Origin of the sequence: Rhizobium croatiense (assembly GCF_019793465.1) — a bacterium.
Taxonomy (GTDB): domain Bacteria; phylum Pseudomonadota; class Alphaproteobacteria; order Rhizobiales; family Rhizobiaceae; genus Rhizobium; species Rhizobium croatiense.
Genome location: NZ_JAILYJ010000019.1, coordinates 97384 through 119240 on the forward strand (window position 1 = coordinate 97384; position 21857 = coordinate 119240).

Below are 21857 nucleotides of genomic sequence, written 5' to 3' on the forward strand. Positions count from 1 at the left end.
TTCACTCCGGGATCGGTGCCGGGGCGGACCGCCCCGCGCACATGGTTGCCGATGCCCAGACTGTCTTTGATTGAATGAATTTAGAGAAACGAATAGTTTTCGATGAATCGTCAAACAGGACTTGAAGATCGATGAGCCGCACGCTGCCCGGAACACGAGCCCTCAGGATCTTCGAGGCGGCAGGGCGACACCTGAACTTCACGCGTGCCGCCGCTGAGGTCGGACTGACGCCCGCAGCAGTCAGCCATCAGATCAAAGAAATCGAGGAGCAGCTCGGCCTTGTGCTGTTCATGCGCACTAGTCGTAGTATCCGGCTCACGCCGAGCGGCGCCTTGTTGCTCAAGGCTGCCGCGGACGCCCTGGATACGCTGCAGCGCGGCATCAGCCGCGCCCGCAGAATGGCACGGAACCCGGCGCGCCTACGTATCTCCACCAGCGCACGATTTGCCACGAATTGGCTCCTGCCCAGACTCCCGCGCTTCCGTGCCGAACACCCAGCTCTTGAACTGACCTTCGACATTACTGACGAGGTTCGAGACTTCGCCGTGAACGACATCGACCTCGCGATCCGGTTCGGCACCGGGAACTATGACCAGGCGCGATCGGACCGCTTGTTCGACACGATCATCGCACCGGTTTGTAGTCCGAAGCTAATCGAGAGCGGTTCCAAACTGGACGAGCCGCGGGATCTACTTAATCACACGCTCTTTCACGTAAACTGGAAGACCGATGGTATGGTTTGGCCCAATTGGCGGATGTGGATGGCTGCGGCCGGTGTCACCGACTTCGACGATAGCCGATGTGTTGGTTTCACCGATTCGGGCCATGTGGTTCAAGCGGTCATCGATGGCGGCGGGATCGGTCTGGCCGACCTCGACATGATCGCAAGTGACCTCGCCGATGGCAGGTTGGTAAAGGTATTCGACATCGCCATCAGCGTAGCACCGGAATATGCCTATCATCTGGTTTACCCAGAGAGCAGCAGCGAGGATCCATGTATCCTAGCCTTTCGTGAGTGGATAAAGGCCGAGACGAAACGCCAGTCAGACAGAGATTTCGGCGAGGATTCATAACGACAAATCCCCTCAAGTCGGGGCCTTGCTACCTATCTGCTGGTGCGTGCTGGCGGGCCTTTCCACTCTATGCTTGCGCTCCGTTCCCGGTCGTAAAGGGAACTTGTCTCCGCCTCCCAGCAGGCATCGCAGGTGACCTTTGTGGAAGTCTCCGTCGCCATTGCCTTCCGCTCGTCCATCTCCCTGGCCTAATCGGCGATCTTCTGCCAAACGGAGATATGTCGATCGCTGACGCTTGTGAACGGCTCCTTTTTCCAGCCGCCCCATCGATTTTTGAGCTTTAGGCCGGCCAGCCGCGCCATAAGATCTAGTTCAGCTGGCCATGCATAACGCAACGGGATCGAGAAGTGCCTGTAGTTCCCGTCCCGGATCCGGATGTGATGGGAGGTGAAATTCTGGCTTACCACGTCGTACTCGTCGAGCCCCCAATGCGTCTCGGTGCGGTCGAACGCCAGGATCGTCTCGCCGAGCGGAAGCCGCTGAAGCGGCGGGACGCCAACCTCGATTAGGAAGTGCCCGCCAGTTTCAAGGTGCGCGGCCGCGTTCAGAAAACAAGCGACCTGCGCTTCCTGCGACGTTAGGTTGTTGATCGTGTTGAAAGCCAGATAAACGAGGGGAAAGCGCCTGTCGACACGCGTTGTCGCGATGTCGCCGATCGCCACAGGAATTTCGGCGCCGCCCTCTTTGGCGCGAAGGCGAGACACCATCGCTCGTGAAAGCTCGATGCCTTCTACCTCTATCCCTTTCCGCGCGAGAGGCAGCGCCAAGCGCCCTGTACCGATCGCGAACTCCAGAACGCGCCCGCCGACTGCGAACTCGGCCAGGAGACTGACCGCCGGATCAACGACCTCCGGGGCCGAGATCCCGTCAGCGTCGTCGTAGCTAGCCGCGACTTCATCGTCAAAAAAACCATCGTCGTGCATCTTGTTTACCTCTCTGACAATGCGGTTGCCTGCGATCGCGCCAGCTCGCGAATCTCATGACGCGCGACGCCTATGTCCGCCAGCTCGCGGTCCGATAGCCACTGTAGTGCCTCTTCTGTTTCGCGCCGTTGCCACCATTGAAGGACGACGGGCGCTCGAATTCGTAAAGCTATCAGCTTCGTCAGCACGCTAGGCGCAAAGCGATCCGAGATTTCAGTTTGTCGGAGTTCGAATGTCATAACTTACGTCCAAGTTGTTCTGCGGTGATATCAATCTAGTGAAATGCCGTCCGACGTGTTATCGGCAATCTGTCAAATTTTGTCTGTGAGACGCCATGATTGCCCGCGACAACCTGACCAACGTTCATCTGCCGGAAGACGGATTTGGAGATTATCCGCACACCGCTGTCGCTCAGGGTGGAGCAGAGCCCGCCGGGCGAACCTACTCCTTTCACACGCACCACCGCGCGCAGCTTTTCCAGATCGTGCGTGGTTCGCTAAGGCTGGAGACCGAGCGGGGCTACTTCATCGTTCCACCTGAACGCGCCGTATTCGTGCCGTCCGGCGTCCTCCATGAAGTGACATACCTGCAGGAGACGGAGCGCAGCTACCTTTTCTTTCGCCCCGACGGGGTCGTGAACCTCCCGTCCCAGGTCTCCGTGATCGGTACGACACCGCTCCTGCGCGAACTGATCCTGGCATTCCTGGAGATACCTCGTGCGGACGCCGGTAGTGCTCGTGCCGAACGCCTTGTCGCGGTCATTCTCGACCAGCTTGAGACGAGCCCAGCCGCGCCGCTGTCCCTTCCCTCGCCGGGATCCGAACGCCTCCGCAGCATCGCTTCAGACATCCGGAACGAACCGGGTGCCGATTGGCCACTCGATGAACTTGCGTCACGTGCGGCCATGTCCCCCCGCAGCTTCCAGCGCCATTTCCAATCTGAGACAGGCATGAGTTTCCGCGCCTGGCGTCAGCAGGCGAAACTCCTCAAAGCAGTGGAGTGGCTCGCCGCCGGCCAAAGCGTCAGCGATATCGCCTTCTCGCTCGGCTACTCGGGCCCCAGCGCCTTCATTGCGGTGTTCCGGACGGCCTTCGGTGTCTCTCCCGGACAGTACTTTCAGGAAACCTTTCCGGGCCATTGTGCCGGATCCTCCGCGCGGCTGGCGCAATGACGCGTCCCAGCGGCGGCTGCCGCGACAAGTTCGAGCGGATCGCCAGCTTGTATCGCGCCTTTGCAGACACCATTCATGGTTGTTAATCGAACGCCTATATCTGAGGGCATCATTAACGATATGCGGTTCCATAAATCGTCTTACGCGATATGTTATAACATTACGGGGATCTATTTCCCTGTCCCGGCAATCGCCCTCTTCTAGGATTATCAACGGTCAAAGGCATGAGTCTAGCGGACCGACATAAAGCCCTTCAGGCTCAGACCCGCCAACAAAATGTAAGGCGGCATGGCAAGCGAATAGTGACCACAGTTCAATTTCAATAAATTCGGCCTAGCGTCGGCGTCCTCCAGCCGCTTCGTGAACCTCTCCGATAGCTCCGGCAACACGACTTTGTCTCTCTTAGCCAACACGATGTGAAGAGCGAGACTACGCCGTGCTAATAGATGCGCGTAATTTTCCATGTTAAGAGGACACCAGGCCCTTCTTAGATCACTCAGCTCAATCTCGGGCTCAAAGCTGTCTCTTATCGATCGTGTCGCTCGACCCGTCCAAACCATATCAGCTAGACTCCCCGCCGTGAGAAACAACGAGGCTTTGGACACTGCCGGGTCATGGGCTGCGACAATTCCCGCAACCCAGGAGCCCAAGCTCATGCCGAGAACCGAAATTTCTTGATAGCCTTCACTCTTCAACCAGCGAATGAGCTTTCGTCCATCCAATACTGCCTGTCTTACAGATTGGATCGTTCGGCCCAGATTCGAGCTCAGCATATAATCGGCGTACGCGGACTGTGGACGCCTCCGCTCGAAATGATAGGGCATCGCCATTTCGACAACCGTGATGCCACGCCGGGAAAGGTATTTTGCAAGTTGACGATTTCGCGCGCTTGCATTCCAGTGGTGAAAAACCACCATCGCCTGATCGGACGCCCCGCTTTCTGTGATTTTCGCCCAGACTACATTGTTCTCTTCAATGTCGGTCGCGATGCCCGACGGAAATTGGAGCCACCCATCGTGCCTTTGAAACCCTTGATCGCTCCCACGCGGCTCCGCGAAGAAGGCAGGATCAACAGCGGCTTGCTCCGCAAGGCCACAAAACTCTTCGAGGCTTGCGACCTTGTTCGCATCTGGAAACGCACGTTCCGCATCGAGGATGAAAGACGTCGTTTCTTTCCCCTCCTCACCCCGCTGCGCACGCCGCTCATCCCAACGATCAAGCCAACTATAATACATGTTGGTTATTTCCTAATTCTGTCGCTCGCGCCCGCCCAAACCCTGGATCAAACAGGCCATAAATCGCGAAAAGTATTCCGACGCCCAGAAGGATCGAAAATCCAACAATTGCGCCGATGAGCAGGTAGCCAGCAACGATCAGGCCTACGACCGCTGACATCTTCCAAAAAAGCGTAGGAAACCGACTTCCAACGCCTAAACGGAGGGAGGCAAATAGAAAAACAACACAGGCTGAAACAGCAACAAGAAGGCTGCTGTAGTGCGTCGGCATTCTATATCCGCTCCCGTCGTTCACTCTGTTGAGCCCACGAAAGACGGAAGACATATCGCTAATCAACCAGGCAACGATGTTCTCGCTGGTCGATGTGAGGTAAGAGCTTTGAGCCTTCATACATATGGCGATTAGAACCCCCAACACGGTACACCGGAAAGTTTCCCGTATCACCCTCAGGCAGATTTCATTGATCTCTTGTTGATCTTCCACCTTCTGTTCATTTTTCAATGCCTCTCCAAGCTTCCAAAGGTCATACACAACCGTGTAGAGCAAAATGAGGCCTACGAAGAAGAGATAAAAGCAGAGGCACATGTAAAGGTAGGCGATCCCCGTGAACACGATCTCTTCCCACACCGATATAACCTCAGGGCGAATAATTGCTAACTTGCCCCAATCCACCGCATAGTTGCCACCGCCCTTAATCAACGGGATCAAGCAAACGCCGACCCACTGAAACACACCGGCGACCAGCACACAGATCAAAAAAACAGACCAATATGTATAGGAGGAAGCCTCCACGTGGCACGCCCAAGCGTGGTCGCTTTCCGGCCGATCGGCCGGTGCGACAAGCTTAAGGCGCGCCTCATTTTTCCAAAAAGCCAACAGCTCCGTCACGAAAGTTAAAAACAATGGTAGGAACACCATGAAAAGGAGTGTCCAATTCGGAGCCCAAAGAAACCCGACCTGCTTAACAAGGCCGCCCGCTTGCGCGTAAGTAGCGTTGTGGATCCCCATGATGTACGACAGAAAGCCAAGGGCAGTGGCACCCGCAAACACTGAAGCTGGCAAATTCAAGGGAAATCCTCGACTGAAAAGCGCTTCCGATCTCCCCGCCAAACCAAAGCGATGAACCGGCCGATTGGCGCTAGCATTGCTTGTCAGAACTGCCGGGAACTTTGTCTCATCATCAACGCTTGTAGTCGGCGCTGTATCCGGAACCACCAGCGCAGCGCTGCTTCCCGCTTTCTTCAAGTCTCGCCTCTTGGCTGCCAAACGCGACTGCGCGGCGCTAAGCTCCATCTGCCATTCAGCGGTCGCCACCGGATCATCGCACCCAAAAATCCGCGCTAGCCAACGAATGTTGGCAGTGCTGATTCCCTTCTCGTTCTCTTGAAACCAAAGCTGCACCGTTCGCAGATCGACCCCGGTCCGGTTAGAATCAATCTGCGAAATTGCCTCTGATAGAAGCTCCGGCGTCCATGGACCTGCAGGAAATCCATCATTGCCTAACGGGCGACCCGCCCCCGCAGCCGCCAGCTGTTTGAATAGTTCCTTGAAATCGCTCCCGTCTTTTGGCGGAGGCACAAAAAATTTTCCGTTCTTTAACAAGGGATTACTGGCCGTGATTTCGTTCCGTTTCGTATCGTATCGTGCCTTTGGCCTCAATCAAGCTTTTATCAACTCAACGCTTCAATTGTGAACGTTACAACTGCCGCGAGGAGCATTGCGTGTGACCCAAAAAGGTGCTGAACGACGCGGAAATCCATCGTCGTCGCTTGAGAGACCAGCGCGATTGCGTGAAAGGAATTTCCGGCCTCATTGAAATTGGACGTTGGCCGGATTTTGGACAGAGCCAGAGGAGCAAAGCCAATGGCAGCTTTGATAGCCGCTGTATGACCAAAGACCAGGAGCTATTTTCCTTATTTCGCAGAGTCGGTTCCACCGGCCTCGTAATCTTCGAAAGAGATGGCTTGCTCATGAGACGGAGGGACCCATCGAACCATCTCACGTTGGGGGATATCGACGAAGATTTTGTCCGAATGCTAAGGCGACTGAGAGAGCTGAACTTCCGCTTTGGCTTTATCTCGGACCAGCGGGGAATGGATGCCTGGTCTTATGGACAACCGGGATTCGCTGCCTTGACCACAGTGCTCGACGAGTTGCTGAGCATTCACGAGGCTATCCCTGATTTTTGGATGGGATGGAATTTGCTGCCACGGGCCGGAACTGAAGCCAAACATCCAGATGACCATCGTCCAGTGTCAGTGGTCGACATGATTCTGCGCGCAATCGATTCGTACGATGTCGATAGCAGAAACGCAGTGTTCGTTGGCAATTCCTCAAGGGGTATGCAGGCTGCCAAACAGGCGAAGATCGCGGCCATCGTTTACCCCGATTGGCGAAACGATAAGGCGAGAGAAATCCAGCGGCTCCATAATACCATCGAACGAATGGTAAGACTGGGGCATCGCCGGACCGCTTAATCACCGCGTCGCTGCAGGGACGCCCAACTCAGCGGCTGCGGTCGCGTTCCTTTTCTTGGGGCGGCCTAAGTTTGATCGATTTCGGCATCTCGCGATTGCGCTGCTGAGCCTTCGGACGCTCCCGATCGGGCCGATCCGTTTCCGCGCGGTCATGCTCAGCATTAGAACGGCCGATCCTCGACGCGTCAACGGAGCGGTTGTTCGAACTCTTGTTGACGACGCCCTGTTCGGCGATGTGATCGCGCCCCACAGCCGATTTCGTTTCCAGGCCGTCCGAGGGACGTTTGCCCCTGCTTGGTTCGCCACGCTCCCGATTCTTGACAACACGCGAATCGAGCTGCAGCCCGACGACCTTGCCGATGATCTTCGTCGCCTGCTCGAAGAGCAGCCGATCGGTGGGATTGACAATCTTTGCCGCAACGCTGGTGGCGGTGGTCGCCAGGGCCTCCTTCGCAGCTTTTGCCTGTGCGGTACTGATGGGTGTGGATCGCAGCATATGTTCTTCACCTTTCTCTCGAGTGGGATCACGCCCTTCGCTTACGGCTGTTTCCAACCGACGGTATTCGCGCTGCAGGCCGATCGACAGATCGTGACTGAGTTCCCGCGCGGTGCTGGGCGCTGTTCGGTCTCTGGCAATTCCTTCCAGCATTTGAATGACACGCCCGACGGAGCGCCGGCTTTGACCGAGCCGCTGTCTTGCCTCTTCAAGCCTCGGCGCGGTCGGCGTATCGCGAAGCTTGGAGATCACCTTTTCGACGACATTACTTGGCGCTGTCGCGCCCATACGACGAAATATCTCCCACTCCCATCGTTTGACAGGTGGTGGACCAGCACGCTCGACGCGCTTTTGACGATCGATCGCTATTCCGCGCTCCCGCGCCTTTTCGGCGAAGCGGGTGCGCCACTCGGTGAAGTCACGGATATTGGGATTGAGCATCCTGCCGCCGCAGTTACGCAGCGCGACCATCACATGCAGGTGCGGATGCTTGTCTGGGTCGTTACGGTTGTGGATAGCGTATGCATAGCGGTGACCTGAGAACTGCTCCTTCAGGAAATCGCGGCCAGCGAGGATGAACTGATCCCGGTCGACATTGGCCGGCCCCGACAGCAACAAATGCATGAAGTCCCGAGGCTGGCGTGTCCGCATGAGCGCCGCGACGATCTTGCCTTCCGCCGTGAGCTGCTTGTGATCGCTTGTCGTCAACTCGCGCCGAGCGGCGCCTTGATGATAGCGGCCGCTTTTTCCTGGACGTTCCTCTATCTGCGTCTTGGTCGAAAGCGTCACTTCCGCGCCCCCCCGCTGCATCGCATGCAGGGCCGCCGTGAACCCCTTCGGACCACTCGAAAACTCCACCGGATAGCGCGAGACCACCGCGATCCCTTCCGCACGCAACGCCTTGTCCACGCGTGAATCGATCGCATGCACCTCATCGATTTCGGCGGCAATGCGATTATGGCTGCTACGGTCGGATCGGTCCCTCTTTTCATGCGCAATCACCAAGGCGAAGCTCAAACGGGTTTGGCCTTTCATGCTCTCGCTGACGCTGAACGCGTAGGTTCGATCGGTATCACCAACGTCGCGGAATCCGTCGGAGGCAAGCGAGCTCAGCGCGCGGGCAACCTGTTCTCGGCCGGTACTCTCGAGCTCATAGGTCAGCCGTAGAACGTCCTTGCTTCCATTTCGGTTTCCGAACTCGCGCTCCCAGGATCGGACTGCTGCGGTGAGATCGGTGACTTCGCGGCCATCCTGATCATGCGCCTTTTCTTCCTTGCTTTGATAGGCGAGCACGTTGCGTGCCGAGGCAGCACCTGCTCCATAGGACAACACCTTGACGACGACCGCGTTGTTGCCATTCGCCCGGCTGAATGCAGTTGCTGCGCCGGCGTTCCGCCCCGTCGAGGGCATTCCGACGTTTGTCCTCGGCGGCGCCTTTTTTCCTCCCTCACCCCCGCCGCCACGCCGTCGAAGCTCATCCTCGATGAGGTCGAAATAGCTCGGCAGTCTGCGGCCTTCAGGCCTAGACCCTGAGCGACTTCTGGTGAGGTCGTTCATCGTGTCTCCTGATCAGGTCGGCGATAAAGGTCGATGGTCTGACGAAAGCTGCGTCCCTGATTGAATCCAGGGCGTCCATCACCTCGTCCAGCTTCGCGATGATGGCCGCGCCAAGAACGGCTTTGTCGCGCTCTTCCGACAGAAACTCCTCGCTGCGGAAAGCGAGTTCTCGTAGGAACTGGTGCATGTTTCCCAACTGCCGGTCATGCTCTTCCAGCATCGCTGGTACATGCATGATCTCCCTGGTAACGATGAGTTTCGCGACAAGGTTGACAGATACACCAAGACGGCTGGCGAGCATCTCCACGTTGTTGAGGACATGGGCCGGTAGACGGAACATGACGGCCGGTTCGCGCATCTTCCTACAGCCCCCTCGCCTTCAGAGCTTCGAGGATCAACCGGTGGGTCGCCGATGAGAGTTGCTCATGCCGTTCCAGCGATACGCGGAAAATCTTCGTCAGCACGTCGTCGTCGAGGTAAAGGGAAATACGCTTTCGCTTGACCGATCCGACGTTCATATTGGCTTGGGCCCTTACCGCCTGTTCTTCCGGAAATTTACTTTTGGCTCGAGGGCGGCGGTGCTCTGACCGTGTTTCCCCCTCGGCGCTCAGCTCTTGCGCTTGAGGAGGATCCTCCGGCATGAGCTTCTCGAGGTCGAGGCTGGTCGGCATGTAGGAGGTCGCATCCTCCTCCACGTCCCTCGCCTGGTCTTCTCTCGAACGGGCAAGGGCGAGAATGTTGCCAGCAGCGGTCCGTTCCCTCGACATCGTGCTCAGGCAGCCTCCGCCTGCAGGAGACCGATGAATTCGTTGTTGATCTTTTTGACCAGATCGATTGCGTCCAGCACGCTTTCTGAGGCGCGCCGCTTGGCCGAGGGGGTCAGCGCCGGATTGTTCTCGATGCTGGCAAGTTTGGAATAAAGCGACCCGAAGCCGGCGCCGACGTCGCTGAAGTGATTGCTCTTCCGGATGACCGTGTCCACCATCGGAATTCGGCCGCTCGTCAGGATCGCGTGGACCTCCGGAAGCGAGCGATTATGCTTGAGGGCGATCATGTCCACATAGTTCCAAATCGCCGCGTACGGGATAGGACCTTGCGCCCGCTTCCTGGAAATCTCCTTCAGGATCGTCGCCACCTTGATGGCTGAGGTCGCGGCCGTCGGCTCGGGTATGACGGGAATAAGGACTGCATCGCACTCGTGATAGACCTCGATTGCCCGTTGGTGGACGTATCCGCCGACATCGTAGATGCGGATATCGGCTGCAGGTGCTTGCTCGAGGCGATCTGCGAACCGGTCGTCAGGCGCGACCCGCAGATGCAGCAGCCTGCCGTCGGTCGGAAGCAGTCCCCGTTTCATGGAGACATTGTACCAGCGCGTCGACGATTCCTGCTCGTCGCAATCGATGAGCAATGTCCTGTGCCCCTGCTGGGCGAACTCGGCCGCGAGGTTGACGTTCAAGGTCGATTTCCCGGCGCCGCCCTTGAAGGTCGAGATCGCGAGCGAAAGTGGTTTGCCTGTCATGGAACCCTCAGCCTCGAAGTTTTGCTTGGGCTTGCGCCCGCTGGCGAGCCGCGATCAGATCGTCGTTGATCCTCATCGCTTCGCGCTCGCGGGCTGTGCCTACCTTGAGATCCCTCCCCGGCCAGAGTTTCAGGATCGGCACAAGAAGGAGCACGAAGAAGGTGATTGTCGCGCCTTTAAACCAAGCCGACTGCGCATACAGACTGGCCGCCCATTCCCAAAGTGCCCGCGTCCATTCCGTTGGGAACAAGAGATACGAAATCGTCAGCGCAAGGGCGTAGGCAACAAAGGCCGCAATCAAAACACAGGCGGCCGAGACGACCAGAAAGTTGGCGCTCAAAATCAGGAACCATACCGCCCTGAGGGGGAAGGTCACGATCCTGATGGCCGTTTGCTGTACCGACATCTGCCTTTCTCCATGTCCCGATTTCGCGTTTGAACAGACATATCGCAATCGCTTCGACTTTTCCAGACTTGCACTGCAGTATAATTTTGTGCATCATCGCCGGAGCCCATTGATGACGGACGCAAGCATGAATCCCGGCGCACGACGGCTCGCTCAAAACCTCTTCTGCACCATTGCATGCGCGACAAGTGGAGTGGCGCTTGCCGCAGAGGATGCCGTCTCAAGATTTGTCGACTACTATCAAAAGGCCTACGCGGAAGGGCGCGATTTGATCCCTGCCCCTCAAAAGCCCCTCGATATCTCCTCAATCGTGGAGCGACTTAACCTGCTATCCATCACGCCTGAAGGCGCATTGAGCGGAAGCGCCTTTCTCGATTCTGACGGCACTATCGTCAAGTTAGCCGGCGCCCAAGGCTGCCTCTCGACCGAGCAGGTGGAATTTGCCGGCCTGCAGACCACATGCTCCATGGTCTCACTTGCCGGGCTAACAGCAGAGCTTAGCGAGGCCGGAACCGCTGCCGGCAATGCTTTCCCGTGTCATTTTCTCGGTCAGAATGCCGGCGCGCCGACCGTCCGTTTTGCCGAATGCTTCTTCATGAAGGATGGTGAAACACAATCGCTGTCCCAACTGCTTATCAGCATGGGTGTGGCGTTCGCGGCACGCGATCGTTCGGGCCGGGCACTATTCCCGGAATATGCAGAGACAGAAGAACGCGCACAAAACGCGAAAGCCGGAATCTGGGCAAACGCCCACTTCACGCATCCTTACGGTGAGCGCTATCGCACCAATCCTTCCATGAACTGATCGCCGCGATGAGGTTCCTGATGTTGATGTCCACACTCGCAGCCTCCGGCCTTTTTGCAGGCATATCGGTCCTGCCCATGCTCGCCGGTCCGAACCTGCCAGAGCCTCCTCGCGTCCAAGCTCCAATTATCCCGGCCCAAGCGCTTGGGAGCGAACGGGTTGCCGCAGATAGTCACGAAAGCGATGGAACTGAATTCGCCCCTTTCCCAGAACACGCGCAATTCGAAACCGGCGACACCTGGATTTCCGGTGGACGGCGATATCGCCTCTATGGTCTGCAGGCGTGTCTCCGCGGGACCTCCGTCACAATATCTCCTGGTGTTATCAGGGATTGCGGCGAGCTCAACCTGATCATGGTCCAGGCGTTGATTAGAGATACGAAGCCCGTCTGCACAACCATCAAGGATATCGATCAAAACAATGCCGTCGTCGGCTGCCAGACGACAACAGGCAAACGGCGCTATGATCTGGCAACTTACATGATCGCTGAGGGGTGGGGATTCGCCGCCGTCGACACCACCGGCCAACTGATCGTTCCTGGCTATAGGGTGGCGGAAGAAAGCGCACGATCGGCACGCGTCGGGCTATGGGCCTATTCGGATATGCCTCATCCGGTCGCGATCCTTGCCGGCCAAGGGGGCGCGCAACGATGAAACTTGTTTTGCTGTCAATCATGTTTCTGCCGATGACGGTGGCGTCCACGACGGCACAAGTCCGACCGGCTGACATCCCGCGCCAGATTTATGGAAAAGTCCAGGTCGTCGATGCGACCACCCTTGAGTTCAGGAAGAGCGCACAGACAGTGCGGCTTGCTGGATACGAAGCCCCTCGCCTCGAGCAGACAGCAACGAGCGATGGCGTCGACTGGCCGGTGGGCCAGGTCTCGCGGGCCTGGATGGTCCTCCGTACGCTTGGGCAGGACGTCAACTGCGCACCTATTGCTCGGGATGCCAACGGCGTGATCCTCGCACACTGCTTTGTCGGAGAGACAAACCTCGCCGCCACGGCGATCGCAGAAGGGATCGGCTACGCGTTCAACCACCGCGGCGAACCACAGGTTCCCGCCTATTTCGATATCGAGAGGAAGGCGCGCGGCCTCGGATACGGCGTCTGGTCATCGCCAGATCTCCTTCCTCCGTGGCTTTATACTGCGTCGAGCGGAAATGGGGAGAAAGCCAGGGCTTCCACATCGGAACCCGACACCAGCTTGCCCCTGCCTTTGCCTGTTGTCCCAGCCAGATCATCCACTCCCAACGACGTGCATGGAGGTTGAATGCGCCGCATTGTTGCAGCCGCTATAGTGCTCATGTTGCTGTCCGGGTCCGCTTCGATAGCGATCGCCGAGGATGGCGCGACCCAGAAGCAGATAGACCAGCGCGACCCGGACTTTTGCGGAGCCGGAGGTGCTGGCTGCGATCCTGCCGAGGTACAACGGTGGAAAGCGGTCGGCAACAGGCTTGCCGACCTCTCGTCAGCCGATCTCAGCCAATACGCCTACGCCTGCGCAAAGCATCCCGATTGGAGACAAGACTGCGAAACCAGTCCGGTCGCTATCCTGAAACGGCTCGGGATCGAGGGATACTGAAGATGGCGCTGAACAAGCGTCCCGGAGGCGCGGTCTTGGCAGCCGTGATCGCCTTGCTGGTAGGCGCGGGCGGCGGCTATGCGATCAACGAAGTGATCAGGAGCGACCGCGAGACCGATCTGGAACATGAGGTCGCCCGGCTGAAAGGCGAAGCGTCACACGACGCGTCCCAAGTGACGAGGAGGCTAGCGCTGCGCTTGCGAAATCCGGACGGTCGATGCGCGTTACGGAATGCAAACCGCGCCAGGCAGTGCCGGGTGTGACGTGCTCAGGCATCATCACAACGACCGCTGGATCTTTTGCCGGGACAAGCCAACCCGGTGTGCTCTCCTTTGCGAAAATCGATGGCGTCTGGCGGCAAATCCAATGATAACGTCGAAGGAGCGGACAATGAGACAGAGACTAATATTGGCTGCGATCGTTGCCGGATTGGCCTTTACGCCATCGGCGACGCCCGTAATGGCCGAGGACGCATCCTGGGGATGCCAGGTTCTGCTTTGCGCCGCTTCACAGAATCCATCCTGGCACGGCGTTTCCTACTGCGTTCCGCCCATGACAAAGCTCATCGCGGCGATGAAGGAGCCGGGATTTTCGTGGCCTATTTGCCATGAAGCCAAGGCCGGCAAACCGGGGCACGAGACCTACGAAGACTGCCCGTCGGGCACCACGGTTGGCAGCAGTTCGGAGACTCGCAATGGCTGGAGTAGTGAGCCTGACCAATGTATCAAAACCGTTGATGTTTGCCGATCTCCTGGTCAGCGCGCTTCCGACACCGATCAGAGCAGTGCCGTGATACGACGGAGCTTCGGCGATCGAGGCGATAGCTGCATTCAGCAGATCGCGACGCCGCGGCCGCGCCGTCCAGATCCCTATTACTTCGATATCCCGAACGAACAAGGCGTAAAGCAGAGATTCTGGTTCAACCTGAACCATTAATCCAGGTCGAACTAATGTCACCGCAAGAACTTACGTTGGCTCGTCGGTAGTTTTCTTTTTCCTCCGACGGGCTCGCCACGCGGCGATCCGAGCAAGATCACTTTCCGAGATTCTGAACAAATCCTCAATCGTGACATTCCATTCGCGCTGCATCTTGTCGAGGGTCGAGAGCTTCACATCCCGCATGCCGCGGGTGACTTGAGACATGTAGGCTTCCGACACGCCAAGTTGGTCGGCCAGATCCTTGTTCGTCAACCGCCGCTGAGCCTTCAACCGCATGAGACCGATGGCGAGCCGTTCCTGGAAAGAGAGAGACGTCAGGTCAATCCCATTCGAAACTTGATCGGTGTCATCGCCCTTCAAACGCGGCATCAAACGATACCTTCGCCCGAAGGCTCCATCAACGCGCTCTCGAGCGACAGGGGCCGATGACTAAGTGCATGAGCCCGCCGACAGTCACGTGGATGTTTCAAATTTCTACCGCTCATCCGATGCATAAGGCTGTCCAGAGACCAAAAAAGTAAAGCTTAACGTTCTTTTCTTCGTGTTCGACTTCAATACACCGCAGCGGGCAGGCTGTGCAAGCGGACCCCGGCGCCTCTCGAAATGGATGCCCTAGGCATCTTGCAGAATCTGCGATTGATCAAATCTTTAACTGCAGTTAAATTTTTGATCTGTTTCTTGTAGTGGAGAGCACGGATGTTATGGCTCGAACGGTTTGGCTATCGGATCAACCTGCGGCGGTTAGCAATAGCGATCCTATGTCTGGCACTCGCGTTCGTCGCTGCGCGGATGGCCTTTAGGGACAGTCTAACCCTCGGCTACGCGATGGTCGCCCCAACCTACATCTTTCTGGCGGTCGTGATTGAAGGGGCTCGGACCGTGAGCGGCAGCTTCTGGGACATTCGCGGCAGGGCGGAGACGGTCGTGGCTGTCGCTGGCGCCGTTGGCGTCGGATATCTCGGCTTCAGTCTTTGGTCGATCGGGTACTGATAGCGGACGATGCGTATCGTGGTCCGCAACAGCCCGACCCATGTGTTGACTGAACTAAGCGACCGCGAGGCCGTCGCGTTGCGCGCCTGGTACGGCAACGCTGCCTCAAACGCCGATGAGGCAATTGCGCTTTCCGTGATCCGGCGCGTCAAGGTGATGGATGGCTGGATCGAATGCGACTGCCTGGAGGCGCAGCATCAGCCGTTGCTTGCACCGATCCGACAGGAACGCACCTTCACGCTGCGACGGCTAACGCCGAAGGACAATGCGCCCGGTCGGCATGCGGAGCGGCCAAATCACGCCCTCGCCTGTCCGTTCCACGTCGACAAGGACGCCAGCCCCGCCCTCATTGACCGAAGCTACCATCTTCGCCCTCTGCCCAAATCCGAGCGCTCTTACATCAATGCTCTTCCCGCCATTCCCGATCGCCTGGCCGATGTCTCAGGTCATGAACCCTCGCGATCGAGCGAACGAAACGACCGGCCGTCGAGACTGGGTGGCGTGCTTTGGCGGATGCTTGACAAGGCGGGTACGAATGTGATCCCGCCGCTGCAGGATGGTGTTGTGGAATTCACGCTAGCCAATCAGCTCTTCCGCCTGCGCTCGGCCGCACGGGAGCTGAGGGTGCTCAGGACCTGGACTCTGAACGCGCTTCTATCGACTTGGGGCCCCGACTATTGGAATTCGGAGAGCCGCTGGCAGCAGCTGCTTGCGAGCTCGCGCCGCGACTGGCCCGAGGGACTTCGCCGTACCGGCTTCATGCTGTTATTTTCGACCAGCGTTTCCACGCAAGCCATCATGCCGGCATCCACCTCGCGGACAATCGAGATCCTCTCCAAGGTGCGCCAGCCGCTTCGGGGCGACCCGGCAAACCGAGGACCGTTCCTGACGCTGCTGAACGTGGATTTTCAGGAGGACGATGAAGGCCCGGTTCGGGCTGTGCAAGCCTACGCCCAGCCGGTCTACAACGGCGACACGCTCTTTCCTGTCGAGTCCGGATTTGAGCGTGACGTTTCCCACCTGCTGTTCTGGCTTCAGCGATCGCTCTTCGATGCCGCACCCGAACTTCGGATCTCCATTATCAAACCGCTCTTCGCCATGGAAACGCCCATCGGCCTTTGCAGGCCAGACTTCGTTTTGGAAACTACTTATAGAGATCAGCCACCGCGAAGGCTGCTCGTCGAGGCCTTTGGGATGGAGACCGAGGAATATCGGAACGCCAAGGAAAAAACGATCCCCCGAATGAAACATCTCGGGCCGATCTTTGCGATTTCTCCCGAGGATCTTACCGAGGCGAATTCTGAACGGACTGGCCGCCGGCTGCAGGCGTGGGTCGTAGACAAAATAGGCAATGGCCGAGACTGCGCCGGAACAGATGGACGATGATCGGCGCAACAAGATGGTTGGGCGGCTAGATTTTCACGCCTTTTGCTATGGCTGTGGCGAGCCATCAAGCTCGGATTCCGCTGCCTTGAGCAGAGCACTCTGAACACGAGACCCGATCTCCGGCGGGCAGTTCCCGAACATGCTGGATACAAGCTCGTCTGCGAGTTCGGCAATCGTCGGTGTGAGGGCTGTCGGAAAGCGCCGGTCCACGTCTTTTGCATCCGCCCCTAGGCGTTCGAGTTCGGCTTTGATGGCGCGCTTTTCCACTGCACGCTCCTTGATCATCAGCCAGAGACCAGCGTTAGCCTTGGCCGCGGCAACAATTCTTTGGATAACCTGGTCTTTCAAAAGACCTCGATTTGGGCGGTATCGGATTTCGCCCACGGTATTTCCTCCTTCCGTCAGCTGCAATTGAAACTGGTCAATGCGGCTTCTCAATCTCGAGCGATGTGCCGCGCTTCGGGCATGCTGTCTGCCTACGCAAACGGGTCTTCGGCCTCGTCGTCTTGCGGACCCTCTTCGCGCAACGGATCGCGAGCGCGATCGACAAATTCGCGCAGAAATGCTTTCGAGCTATCTTCCGTGAGGCGCTCGGAGAGGGTTCCGATCAAGAGCTCGACATCTGCGTTCAATTCTATCGGGTCGAACGAGCCTGCATCCGCCTGCTCAAAGATTGCGTCGTTCAGGGCCTTGATGTCCGTACCGAATGCGCCACGGACATCCTGTCGCCGCAGAATAGCTGAGGTGGGGGGATCTCCAGCCTCATCCTGAATACGCGAAGGCCGTTGAACTCGATCCCGTTTTCCTCGTGGAGAGCCTGGATACACACTGCGGTCCAACTTTGCCTGATCCAGCTCGATATGGGCGTCGTCGACCCGGATGGCGCCTGAACCGCGCGCTGCGCCGCGGTTTCCTTCACGGCCGCCTGTTGCTGGCCGTTGCTTTTTCTGGGCCGTAGTCTGCTCTTCGTCTCGCAGTTGTTCCTCTGTCCGGCCGGCCTCGCGCGTTTCGTCGAGATCCAGACGCTGACGCAGTTCGTCGAGCGACGAGATATAGACGTGTCGCACACCCTCTTTGACGAAAAACCGAATGTGCTGTGGCCGGTTTGGCGGGTTTGCCGCGCCCAGATCGATGTCCATCCCAACGACCGGCGACCGGCTCTGCGATCTGGCTGATGGAGTGGTTTCAGACTGCGGCGGCCCGAAAGTTTCGCTGTCGACCACCGTCCATTCGACCGGCTGGATGCAGGGTCTGGTAACCGGCTTGAACTTCCGTACCTTCGAAAACATCCGCTCGCCGCCGGAGTCGAGTTTCATGATGCGCATGACTGGCATGCCGGTAACCTGAAGGATTGCCTCCTCTGGCTTCATCATCATGAGCGTGTTGACGGGAAGCAGGTCGACGGACACTGGCACCTTCGAGATCGATCGTTGCCTGCGACCATGGCGGTGGGAATAAGAGGACTGCTCGACCCACTCGGTCGTCCTGCCGGCTGCGGCAGAGACGGCGGCCGCGTCCTCCTGGTTCTGGAAATTCATGAACAGCTTGATCGTCGATGCGCCCATCAGGATCTTCTGCCCGGACCGCTGATACAATCGTTCGAGCTGCGCACCGTCCTGCAGGATAAACACGAAGCGAACACCGTTCTTGCGGATCAATGGCGCAAGCGTGAGCACGGTGTCTATGCGCCCGCCATTACCGAACTCGTCGAGCATCATCAGCACTTCGTGCTCGCCGTTCCGCAACGGTCCCATCTGCACGAGCTTGTCGGCCATCTGTTGGATGAACATCGAAATCAGTCGCTCGTAGATCTGCATCGCATTCCAGTCGGCCTGAACGAAGATCACCAATTTGCGCCTTCTGATCGTGTCGATCGGGATCGTGGTGATGGAGGTCAGCGCCTCGACGAGGGGGTTCTGCAGAAAATTGAGCTTGGCGACGATCTCCGCCGCGATCCCCTCGCCGAGCTTTTCATGCCGGCCCGCGAACTTGGTCAGCTGCATGCGGGTCTGATCGGAAAGAACGGCTTCGTAGTTTTCGAGGAGCTGGATGATCGCCTTGCGCTCGTCCGACATCGAATTGAGGATGCGATAAAGTTCGCTGAGCGATTTCCGGGTATCAGGGCATTCGAGCACGAAGCCGAGCATGGCCGTCAGCAGGATCCTGGCGCTCTCCTCCCAGAAATCCGATGAATCGGAGCGCAGGCGCTCGGGCAGCAACATCTGCGTCAGCTTCTGCAAATCGGTGATCCGCTGGTTTGGGTCAGCGCTGATGAGATCGAGCGGGTTATAGCCGTCGGTAAACTTCGATCCCGGCGCCAGCAGAAAAATCTCGTAGCCCTGATCCTTCAGATAACCCGATGTCTCCTCGAACAGCTCACCGCTCATGTCGAGGACCATCTGCGATCCCTTGAAACTCATCATCGTCGGAATGACGAAGCCGCGCGACTTGCCTTGTCCCGGCGAGCCGATGACCATCACATGCTGATCACCGTCATTGCGTAGAAGAAGGCCCTGTTTGAGACCGAGAACGATGCCGTGCTTATCGCGCAGCCGGAAATCAGCGGCATCTTTCAGGGTCGCCAGCCGTGCCTTTCCCATGATCCTGCGCTGGCGCTTCTGGATTGCTGCGCCGATCGGAAACCCAACCAAGGCTCCTGCCGCCGCCAGACCGGCGAGCGCGGCAAGCACAGTCTGCCGTGAGGGCCGCTGAAACGTACCGGCCGCGTCGGTGGCGCCAAGGGGTGCCTGATACATGGCCGCAAGGTGAGCGCCATAATAGTCCGCTACGCCGGTTAACCCACCGGCCTTGCTTGCAACGAGATAAAAGGCCGTGCCGTAAATAATGACAGCGGCATAGGCCGCAGCGAATATCAGTGCCGTATGGGCGATCAGGGTGAACATCGACCTTACGTGCAGGAGGTAGAGGATCTTGCGCGATAACGCCCTGCCCGCTTTCAGCATCCACAGGCTCAGCAGGAAAAACAGAAACGGCGAAGCCAGAACGAACGCCAGGATTGAGACCCCCATGGTGTTCCGAGTGCGAATGATCGACCATGTGTAGGCAATCCCGTCTGGAATGGGCGCCTGCACGACATAGTCGTAATAGGAGGTCGACCCGAAGGATGTGACATAGGCGTCGTAGATCAGCGTGAAGAACATTAGCCATATCGCCACGGCGCCGAGGACGGCGACCGGGAAGGTGAAGGCCGAGACCTCCTGAAGCTTCGTCCACTTCGTGCGTTCAGCCTCTGCGTCCGTGGATACGCTTGCCATCTTCGTCCACCTCGTCGGCAAAATAGATCTCGCTGACACCGCGGCCGCCGGCGGCATCGCTTTTTTTCAATTGGACCACGATCGGGATGATCGAGCGGATGTAGCGGATGATATCGTCGCGCTCCATGCGGACATTGCTGTTCAGCACCAGCGTCGATAGCCGGTTGAAAGCGTGATGCGGCGAGTTTGCGTGAATGGTCGACATCGATCCCGGGTGCCCGGTGTTGATCGCATTCAGGAAGTCGAATGCCTCGTCGCCTCGAAGCTCACCCATGAAGATCCGGTCTGGCCTCAGACGCAGTGCGGAGGCCAGAAGGTCAGTCATCGTCACTCGCGCCTCGCCCTGGGCGCCCTTCGAGACCAGCAGCGAGACGACGTTTTCCTGGCGCGGTTCCAGCTCAGCGGTATCCTGCATGAGAATGAAGCGCTCATGGTCTGGGATCGCCGTCAACATCGTATTGAGGAAGGTCGTCTTGCCGGTGGAGGTGCCACCCGAGATCAGCATGCTGCGATGGTTGATCGCCGCGAGCTGCAGAAACGCCCGCGCCTGTCCCGCCCGCAGCAGGCGCGACAACTCAATATCGACGTCATCGATATAGTCGTCACCCGTGACCTTGGTGAAGCGGAAGGCGCCCGCTTTCTCATAGTCGTCGAGATCGAAGCGCCGGATAAATTGCTTGCGGATCGAAAAAGCATGTCCGGTGGCAGAGGTCGGATTGAGCACGAACTGGACGCGCTCACCGTTGGTGAGCGTTGCCGACAGCAGAGGATTTTCAGCGTTGATCGTCTGCTTTGTGAACGAGGCCGCGCGCGACGCCATATGCCGGATCGCCTCCTGATCGAGCCCATCGACTTCTTGCCTGATCATGCTGAGCTGGCCGATCCGCTCGAGCCAGATTTCGTTGCTGCGCTGGCAGGAAATCTCCACCACGGCGGGATCGTCGAGAAACTGCCTGATGGGTTCGAGCGCCTCCGAGAGAAAGTGCTGTTCGGCTGAGATTGATGGATGCGCGTTCATTTGCCGGCCCTCTTTCGGCGCAGGCGGTCGAACTCCTCACGCACCGGGTCTGGATAAAGATCCGAGAAATCAAGGTCCCGGGTGACGAAGACGGTGATGTCGGAGCCTTGGGCGATGTGAATCGTCGGCCGGATATTGCGGGTGTCCTGGAAGGCTTCGGTTGCAAGTTGCTGAATGCCTGATGCGATCGTCTCGGCGGCGATCTCGCGCGCGCGATCCTGCGAGGTCGTTCCATTGTCTTGTGGAATGCTAGTCACGGTTCCGTCTGTATTGACGACCGTGATATTTCGATCCTGTTTCTGACCAAGCTGGGCAATGTATTGCGTGAGCCCGCCGATCATCGTCATCAGCGCCGGCGGCCCAAACCGTTCCCAATATTTCCGGTCGACCGCACCCGTCATGCCGGAGCGGCCGAGACGATCCGTGCCATAAGAGCCGAGCTGGACCGAAACACCGTCACCACGGATCATCCGCGTCCAGACGATGAACAGGCGCTCCTGCCCGCGTTCGACACCGGATTTATAATCGCCAATCAGCGAGGAGCCGGCGGGTATCAGGATGCGCCGGCCATCGAAGGAGTAGACATCCTCGCGGACAATCGCCTTCACCATGCCGGCGAGGTCGGAATTGATCGCCGTCTCCAATGTGCCGCGGATCATCGTGCCCTGCGGGATCCAGGCGTCGATACGGCGGTTCTCGGCGGCAACCGACACCTGCACCCCCTGCCCTCCCATGGCCTTCAGGAAGGCGCGATCACCATCGACAGCACCGCCCGACTCCGACGGTGCGCCGGCCGTACCCGTTGAGCCGTTCGCGCCGAACAAGCCGGCTCCCGTGGCGTCTGACGAAGCGCTTGCCGCCCCGCCTGCGCGATCCGATTGATCGAAAACGACAGCGGTGGAGCGCACGCGCTCAAGCAGCTTAGCCTGCCTCGCAAGCTCGATGCATTTGGGATCGTCAGGATTTTTACCCCTCGAGCAATCGACATCGACCGGCGG

At 58.2% G+C, this 21857-nt stretch carries 25 protein-coding genes; 11 read left to right on the top strand and 14 right to left on the bottom strand.

Annotation, left to right across the window (positions count from 1 at the left end; all coding sequences use genetic code 11):
• Nucleotides 1-131 precede the first annotated feature (131 nt).
• Complete coding sequence (gene gcvA / locus K6M89_RS25990) at nt 132-1073, top strand: transcriptional regulator GcvA (RefSeq protein WP_222141488.1); 942 nt, start codon at nt 132-134, stop codon at nt 1071-1073.
• A gap of 188 nt (nt 1074-1261) precedes the next feature.
• Here the strand turns inward: gcvA and K6M89_RS25995 are convergent, their stop codons facing one another.
• Nucleotides 1262-1996 (bottom strand): class I SAM-dependent DNA methyltransferase, encoded by a 735-nt coding sequence (locus K6M89_RS25995; protein WP_222141489.1) that lies wholly within the window; start codon nt 1994-1996, stop codon nt 1262-1264.
• A gap of 5 nt (nt 1997-2001) precedes the next feature.
• Nucleotides 2002-2235, bottom strand: coding sequence for a DUF1127 domain-containing protein (locus tag K6M89_RS31545; RefSeq protein WP_183920143.1), 234 nt, complete (start codon nt 2233-2235; stop codon nt 2002-2004).
• Between the two features lie 95 nt (nt 2236-2330).
• Between K6M89_RS31545 and K6M89_RS26005 the strand changes: the two genes are divergently transcribed.
• The gene (locus K6M89_RS26005) at nt 2331-3167 is read left to right on the top strand and encodes a helix-turn-helix transcriptional regulator (RefSeq protein WP_222141490.1); all 837 of its coding nucleotides are present in this window, start codon (nt 2331-2333) and stop codon (nt 3165-3167) included.
• A gap of 230 nt (nt 3168-3397) precedes the next feature.
• Here the strand turns inward: K6M89_RS26005 and K6M89_RS26010 are convergent, their stop codons facing one another.
• Both K6M89_RS26010 and K6M89_RS26015 read right to left on the bottom strand, forming a co-directional pair.
• The gene (locus K6M89_RS26010) at nt 3398-4402 is read right to left on the bottom strand and encodes an RcgR family putative quorum lactone hydrolase (protein WP_222141491.1); all 1005 of its coding nucleotides are present in this window, start codon (nt 4400-4402) and stop codon (nt 3398-3400) included.
• Nucleotides 4392-6005, bottom strand: a complete 1614-nt coding sequence (locus tag K6M89_RS26015) for an RcgA family putative transporter (RefSeq protein WP_222141492.1) — start codon at nt 6003-6005, stop codon at nt 4392-4394. Before K6M89_RS26015 ends, K6M89_RS26010 begins: the two co-directional genes overlap by 11 nt.
• Before the next feature lie 134 nt (nt 6006-6139).
• On the opposite strand from K6M89_RS26015, the gene K6M89_RS26020 reads away from it, so the two are divergent.
• Entirely contained in the window at nt 6140-6880 is a 741-nt protein-coding gene (locus K6M89_RS26020; protein ID WP_222141493.1) for an HAD family hydrolase, read from the top strand.
• A gap of 28 nt (nt 6881-6908) precedes the next feature.
• Here the strand turns inward: K6M89_RS26020 and K6M89_RS26025 are convergent, their stop codons facing one another.
• Genes K6M89_RS26025 through K6M89_RS26045 form a run of 5 tightly spaced genes read right to left on the bottom strand, consistent with a single transcriptional unit; the run spans nt 6909 to nt 10861 of the window.
• Nucleotides 6909-8933: a relaxase/mobilization nuclease domain-containing protein gene (locus tag K6M89_RS26025; protein WP_222141494.1), complete on the bottom strand. Its 2025-nt coding sequence runs from the start codon at nt 8931-8933 to the stop codon at nt 6909-6911.
• Complete coding sequence (locus K6M89_RS26030; protein ID WP_222141495.1) at nt 8899-9291, bottom strand: hypothetical protein; 393 nt, start codon at nt 9289-9291, stop codon at nt 8899-8901. Before K6M89_RS26030 ends, K6M89_RS26025 begins: the two co-directional genes overlap by 35 nt.
• 4 nt (nt 9292-9295) lie before the next feature.
• Nucleotides 9296-9700: a hypothetical protein gene (locus tag K6M89_RS26035; RefSeq protein WP_222141496.1), complete on the bottom strand. Its 405-nt coding sequence runs from the start codon at nt 9698-9700 to the stop codon at nt 9296-9298.
• 5 nt (nt 9701-9705) lie between these two features.
• Nucleotides 9706-10455 carry a ParA family protein gene (locus K6M89_RS26040; protein WP_222141497.1) on the bottom strand — a complete coding sequence of 250 codons (750 nt, stop codon included), beginning with the start codon at nt 10453-10455 and terminating at the stop codon, nt 9706-9708.
• A gap of 7 nt (nt 10456-10462) precedes the next feature.
• Nucleotides 10463-10861 (bottom strand): hypothetical protein, encoded by a 399-nt coding sequence (locus tag K6M89_RS26045; RefSeq protein ID WP_222141498.1) that lies wholly within the window; start codon nt 10859-10861, stop codon nt 10463-10465.
• 112 nt (nt 10862-10973) lie between these two features.
• On the opposite strand from K6M89_RS26045, the gene K6M89_RS26050 reads away from it, so the two are divergent.
• From K6M89_RS26050 to K6M89_RS26075, 6 genes are all read left to right on the top strand, one after another.
• The gene (locus K6M89_RS26050) at nt 10974-11666 is read left to right on the top strand and encodes a nuclease (RefSeq protein ID WP_246642690.1); all 693 of its coding nucleotides are present in this window, start codon (nt 10974-10976) and stop codon (nt 11664-11666) included.
• Nucleotides 11667-11686: 20 nt separating this feature from the next.
• Complete coding sequence (locus K6M89_RS26055; RefSeq protein WP_222141499.1) at nt 11687-12319, top strand: thermonuclease family protein; 633 nt, start codon at nt 11687-11689, stop codon at nt 12317-12319.
• On the top strand, nt 12316-12939 hold the full coding sequence (locus tag K6M89_RS26060) for a thermonuclease family protein (protein WP_222141500.1): 624 nt from the start codon (nt 12316-12318) through the stop codon (nt 12937-12939). Before K6M89_RS26055 ends, K6M89_RS26060 begins: the two co-directional genes overlap by 4 nt.
• Nucleotides 12940-13251 carry a hypothetical protein gene (locus tag K6M89_RS26065; protein WP_064696226.1) on the top strand — a complete coding sequence of 104 codons (312 nt, stop codon included), beginning with the start codon at nt 12940-12942 and terminating at the stop codon, nt 13249-13251.
• Between the two features lie 2 nt (nt 13252-13253).
• Nucleotides 13254-13514 carry a hypothetical protein gene (locus K6M89_RS26070; RefSeq protein WP_246642691.1) on the top strand — a complete coding sequence of 87 codons (261 nt, stop codon included), beginning with the start codon at nt 13254-13256 and terminating at the stop codon, nt 13512-13514.
• 127 nt (nt 13515-13641) lie between these two features.
• Nucleotides 13642-14187, top strand: coding sequence for a hypothetical protein (locus K6M89_RS26075; protein WP_222141501.1), 546 nt, complete (start codon nt 13642-13644; stop codon nt 14185-14187).
• A 30-nt stretch (nt 14188-14217) separates the two neighbouring features.
• Here K6M89_RS26075 and K6M89_RS26080 read toward each other — a convergent pair whose 3' ends face one another.
• The gene (locus K6M89_RS26080) at nt 14218-14559 is read right to left on the bottom strand and encodes a helix-turn-helix domain-containing protein (RefSeq protein ID WP_064696225.1); all 342 of its coding nucleotides are present in this window, start codon (nt 14557-14559) and stop codon (nt 14218-14220) included.
• Nucleotides 14560-14886: 327 nt separating this feature from the next.
• On the opposite strand from K6M89_RS26080, the gene K6M89_RS26085 reads away from it, so the two are divergent.
• Together K6M89_RS26085 and K6M89_RS26090 are read left to right on the top strand one after the other, a co-directional pair.
• Nucleotides 14887-15180 (top strand): hypothetical protein, encoded by a 294-nt coding sequence (locus tag K6M89_RS26085; protein ID WP_221109782.1) that lies wholly within the window; start codon nt 14887-14889, stop codon nt 15178-15180.
• Between the two features lie 9 nt (nt 15181-15189).
• The gene (locus tag K6M89_RS26090) at nt 15190-16566 is read left to right on the top strand and encodes a DUF8535 domain-containing protein (RefSeq protein WP_222141502.1); all 1377 of its coding nucleotides are present in this window, start codon (nt 15190-15192) and stop codon (nt 16564-16566) included.
• 45 nt (nt 16567-16611) lie between these two features.
• Here K6M89_RS26090 and K6M89_RS26095 read toward each other — a convergent pair whose 3' ends face one another.
• The 4 genes from K6M89_RS26095 to virB10 form a co-directional block, all read right to left on the bottom strand.
• Nucleotides 16612-16950 carry a hypothetical protein gene (locus tag K6M89_RS26095; protein ID WP_222141503.1) on the bottom strand — a complete coding sequence of 113 codons (339 nt, stop codon included), beginning with the start codon at nt 16948-16950 and terminating at the stop codon, nt 16612-16614.
• Nucleotides 16951-17042: 92 nt separating this feature from the next.
• Nucleotides 17043-19841, bottom strand: coding sequence for a type IV secretory system conjugative DNA transfer family protein (locus tag K6M89_RS26100; RefSeq protein ID WP_222141508.1), 2799 nt, complete (start codon nt 19839-19841; stop codon nt 17043-17045).
• Complete coding sequence (virB11, locus tag K6M89_RS26105) at nt 19810-20859, bottom strand: P-type DNA transfer ATPase VirB11 (protein ID WP_221109786.1); 1050 nt, start codon at nt 20857-20859, stop codon at nt 19810-19812. The genes K6M89_RS26100 and virB11 overlap by 32 nt, the downstream gene beginning before the upstream one ends.
• Nucleotides 20856-21683 carry a type IV secretion system protein VirB10 gene (gene virB10 / locus K6M89_RS26110; RefSeq protein ID WP_246642693.1) on the bottom strand — a complete coding sequence of 276 codons (828 nt, stop codon included), beginning with the start codon at nt 21681-21683 and terminating at the stop codon, nt 20856-20858. Before virB10 ends, virB11 begins: the two co-directional genes overlap by 4 nt.
• Nucleotides 21684-21857 lie beyond the last annotated feature (174 nt).

Coding starts and splice junctions, on each gene's coding strand:
- K6M89_RS26100 (WP_222141508.1), bottom strand. CDS start 19,841: ATGGCAAGCGTATCCACGGACGCAGAGGCTGAACGCACGAAGTGGACG.
- K6M89_RS26005 (WP_222141490.1), top strand. CDS start 2,331: ATGATTGCCCGCGACAACCTGACCAACGTTCATCTGCCGGAAGACGGA.
- K6M89_RS26075 (WP_222141501.1), top strand. CDS start 13,642: ATGAGACAGAGACTAATATTGGCTGCGATCGTTGCCGGATTGGCCTTT.
- K6M89_RS31545 (WP_183920143.1), bottom strand. CDS start 2,235: ATGACATTCGAACTCCGACAAACTGAAATCTCGGATCGCTTTGCGCCT.
- K6M89_RS26085 (WP_221109782.1), top strand. CDS start 14,887: ATGTTATGGCTCGAACGGTTTGGCTATCGGATCAACCTGCGGCGGTTA.
- K6M89_RS26025 (WP_222141494.1), bottom strand. CDS start 8,933: ATGAACGACCTCACCAGAAGTCGCTCAGGGTCTAGGCCTGAAGGCCGC.
- K6M89_RS26035 (WP_222141496.1), bottom strand. CDS start 9,700: ATGTCGAGGGAACGGACCGCTGCTGGCAACATTCTCGCCCTTGCCCGT.
- K6M89_RS26060 (WP_222141500.1), top strand. CDS start 12,316: ATGAAACTTGTTTTGCTGTCAATCATGTTTCTGCCGATGACGGTGGCG.
- gcvA (WP_222141488.1), top strand. CDS start 132: ATGAGCCGCACGCTGCCCGGAACACGAGCCCTCAGGATCTTCGAGGCG.
- K6M89_RS25995 (WP_222141489.1), bottom strand. CDS start 1,996: ATGCACGACGATGGTTTTTTTGACGATGAAGTCGCGGCTAGCTACGAC.
- K6M89_RS26010 (WP_222141491.1), bottom strand. CDS start 4,402: ATGTATTATAGTTGGCTTGATCGTTGGGATGAGCGGCGTGCGCAGCGG.
- K6M89_RS26045 (WP_222141498.1), bottom strand. CDS start 10,861: ATGTCGGTACAGCAAACGGCCATCAGGATCGTGACCTTCCCCCTCAGG.
- K6M89_RS26030 (WP_222141495.1), bottom strand. CDS start 9,291: ATGCGCGAACCGGCCGTCATGTTCCGTCTACCGGCCCATGTCCTCAAC.
- K6M89_RS26080 (WP_064696225.1), bottom strand. CDS start 14,559: ATGCCGCGTTTGAAGGGCGATGACACCGATCAAGTTTCGAATGGGATT.
- K6M89_RS26090 (WP_222141502.1), top strand. CDS start 15,190: ATGCGTATCGTGGTCCGCAACAGCCCGACCCATGTGTTGACTGAACTA.
- K6M89_RS26050 (WP_246642690.1), top strand. CDS start 10,974: ATGACGGACGCAAGCATGAATCCCGGCGCACGACGGCTCGCTCAAAAC.
- virB11 (WP_221109786.1), bottom strand. CDS start 20,859: ATGAACGCGCATCCATCAATCTCAGCCGAACAGCACTTTCTCTCGGAG.
- K6M89_RS26040 (WP_222141497.1), bottom strand. CDS start 10,455: ATGACAGGCAAACCACTTTCGCTCGCGATCTCGACCTTCAAGGGCGGC.
- K6M89_RS26070 (WP_246642691.1), top strand. CDS start 13,254: ATGGCGCTGAACAAGCGTCCCGGAGGCGCGGTCTTGGCAGCCGTGATC.
- K6M89_RS26055 (WP_222141499.1), top strand. CDS start 11,687: ATGTTGATGTCCACACTCGCAGCCTCCGGCCTTTTTGCAGGCATATCG.
- K6M89_RS26065 (WP_064696226.1), top strand. CDS start 12,940: ATGCGCCGCATTGTTGCAGCCGCTATAGTGCTCATGTTGCTGTCCGGG.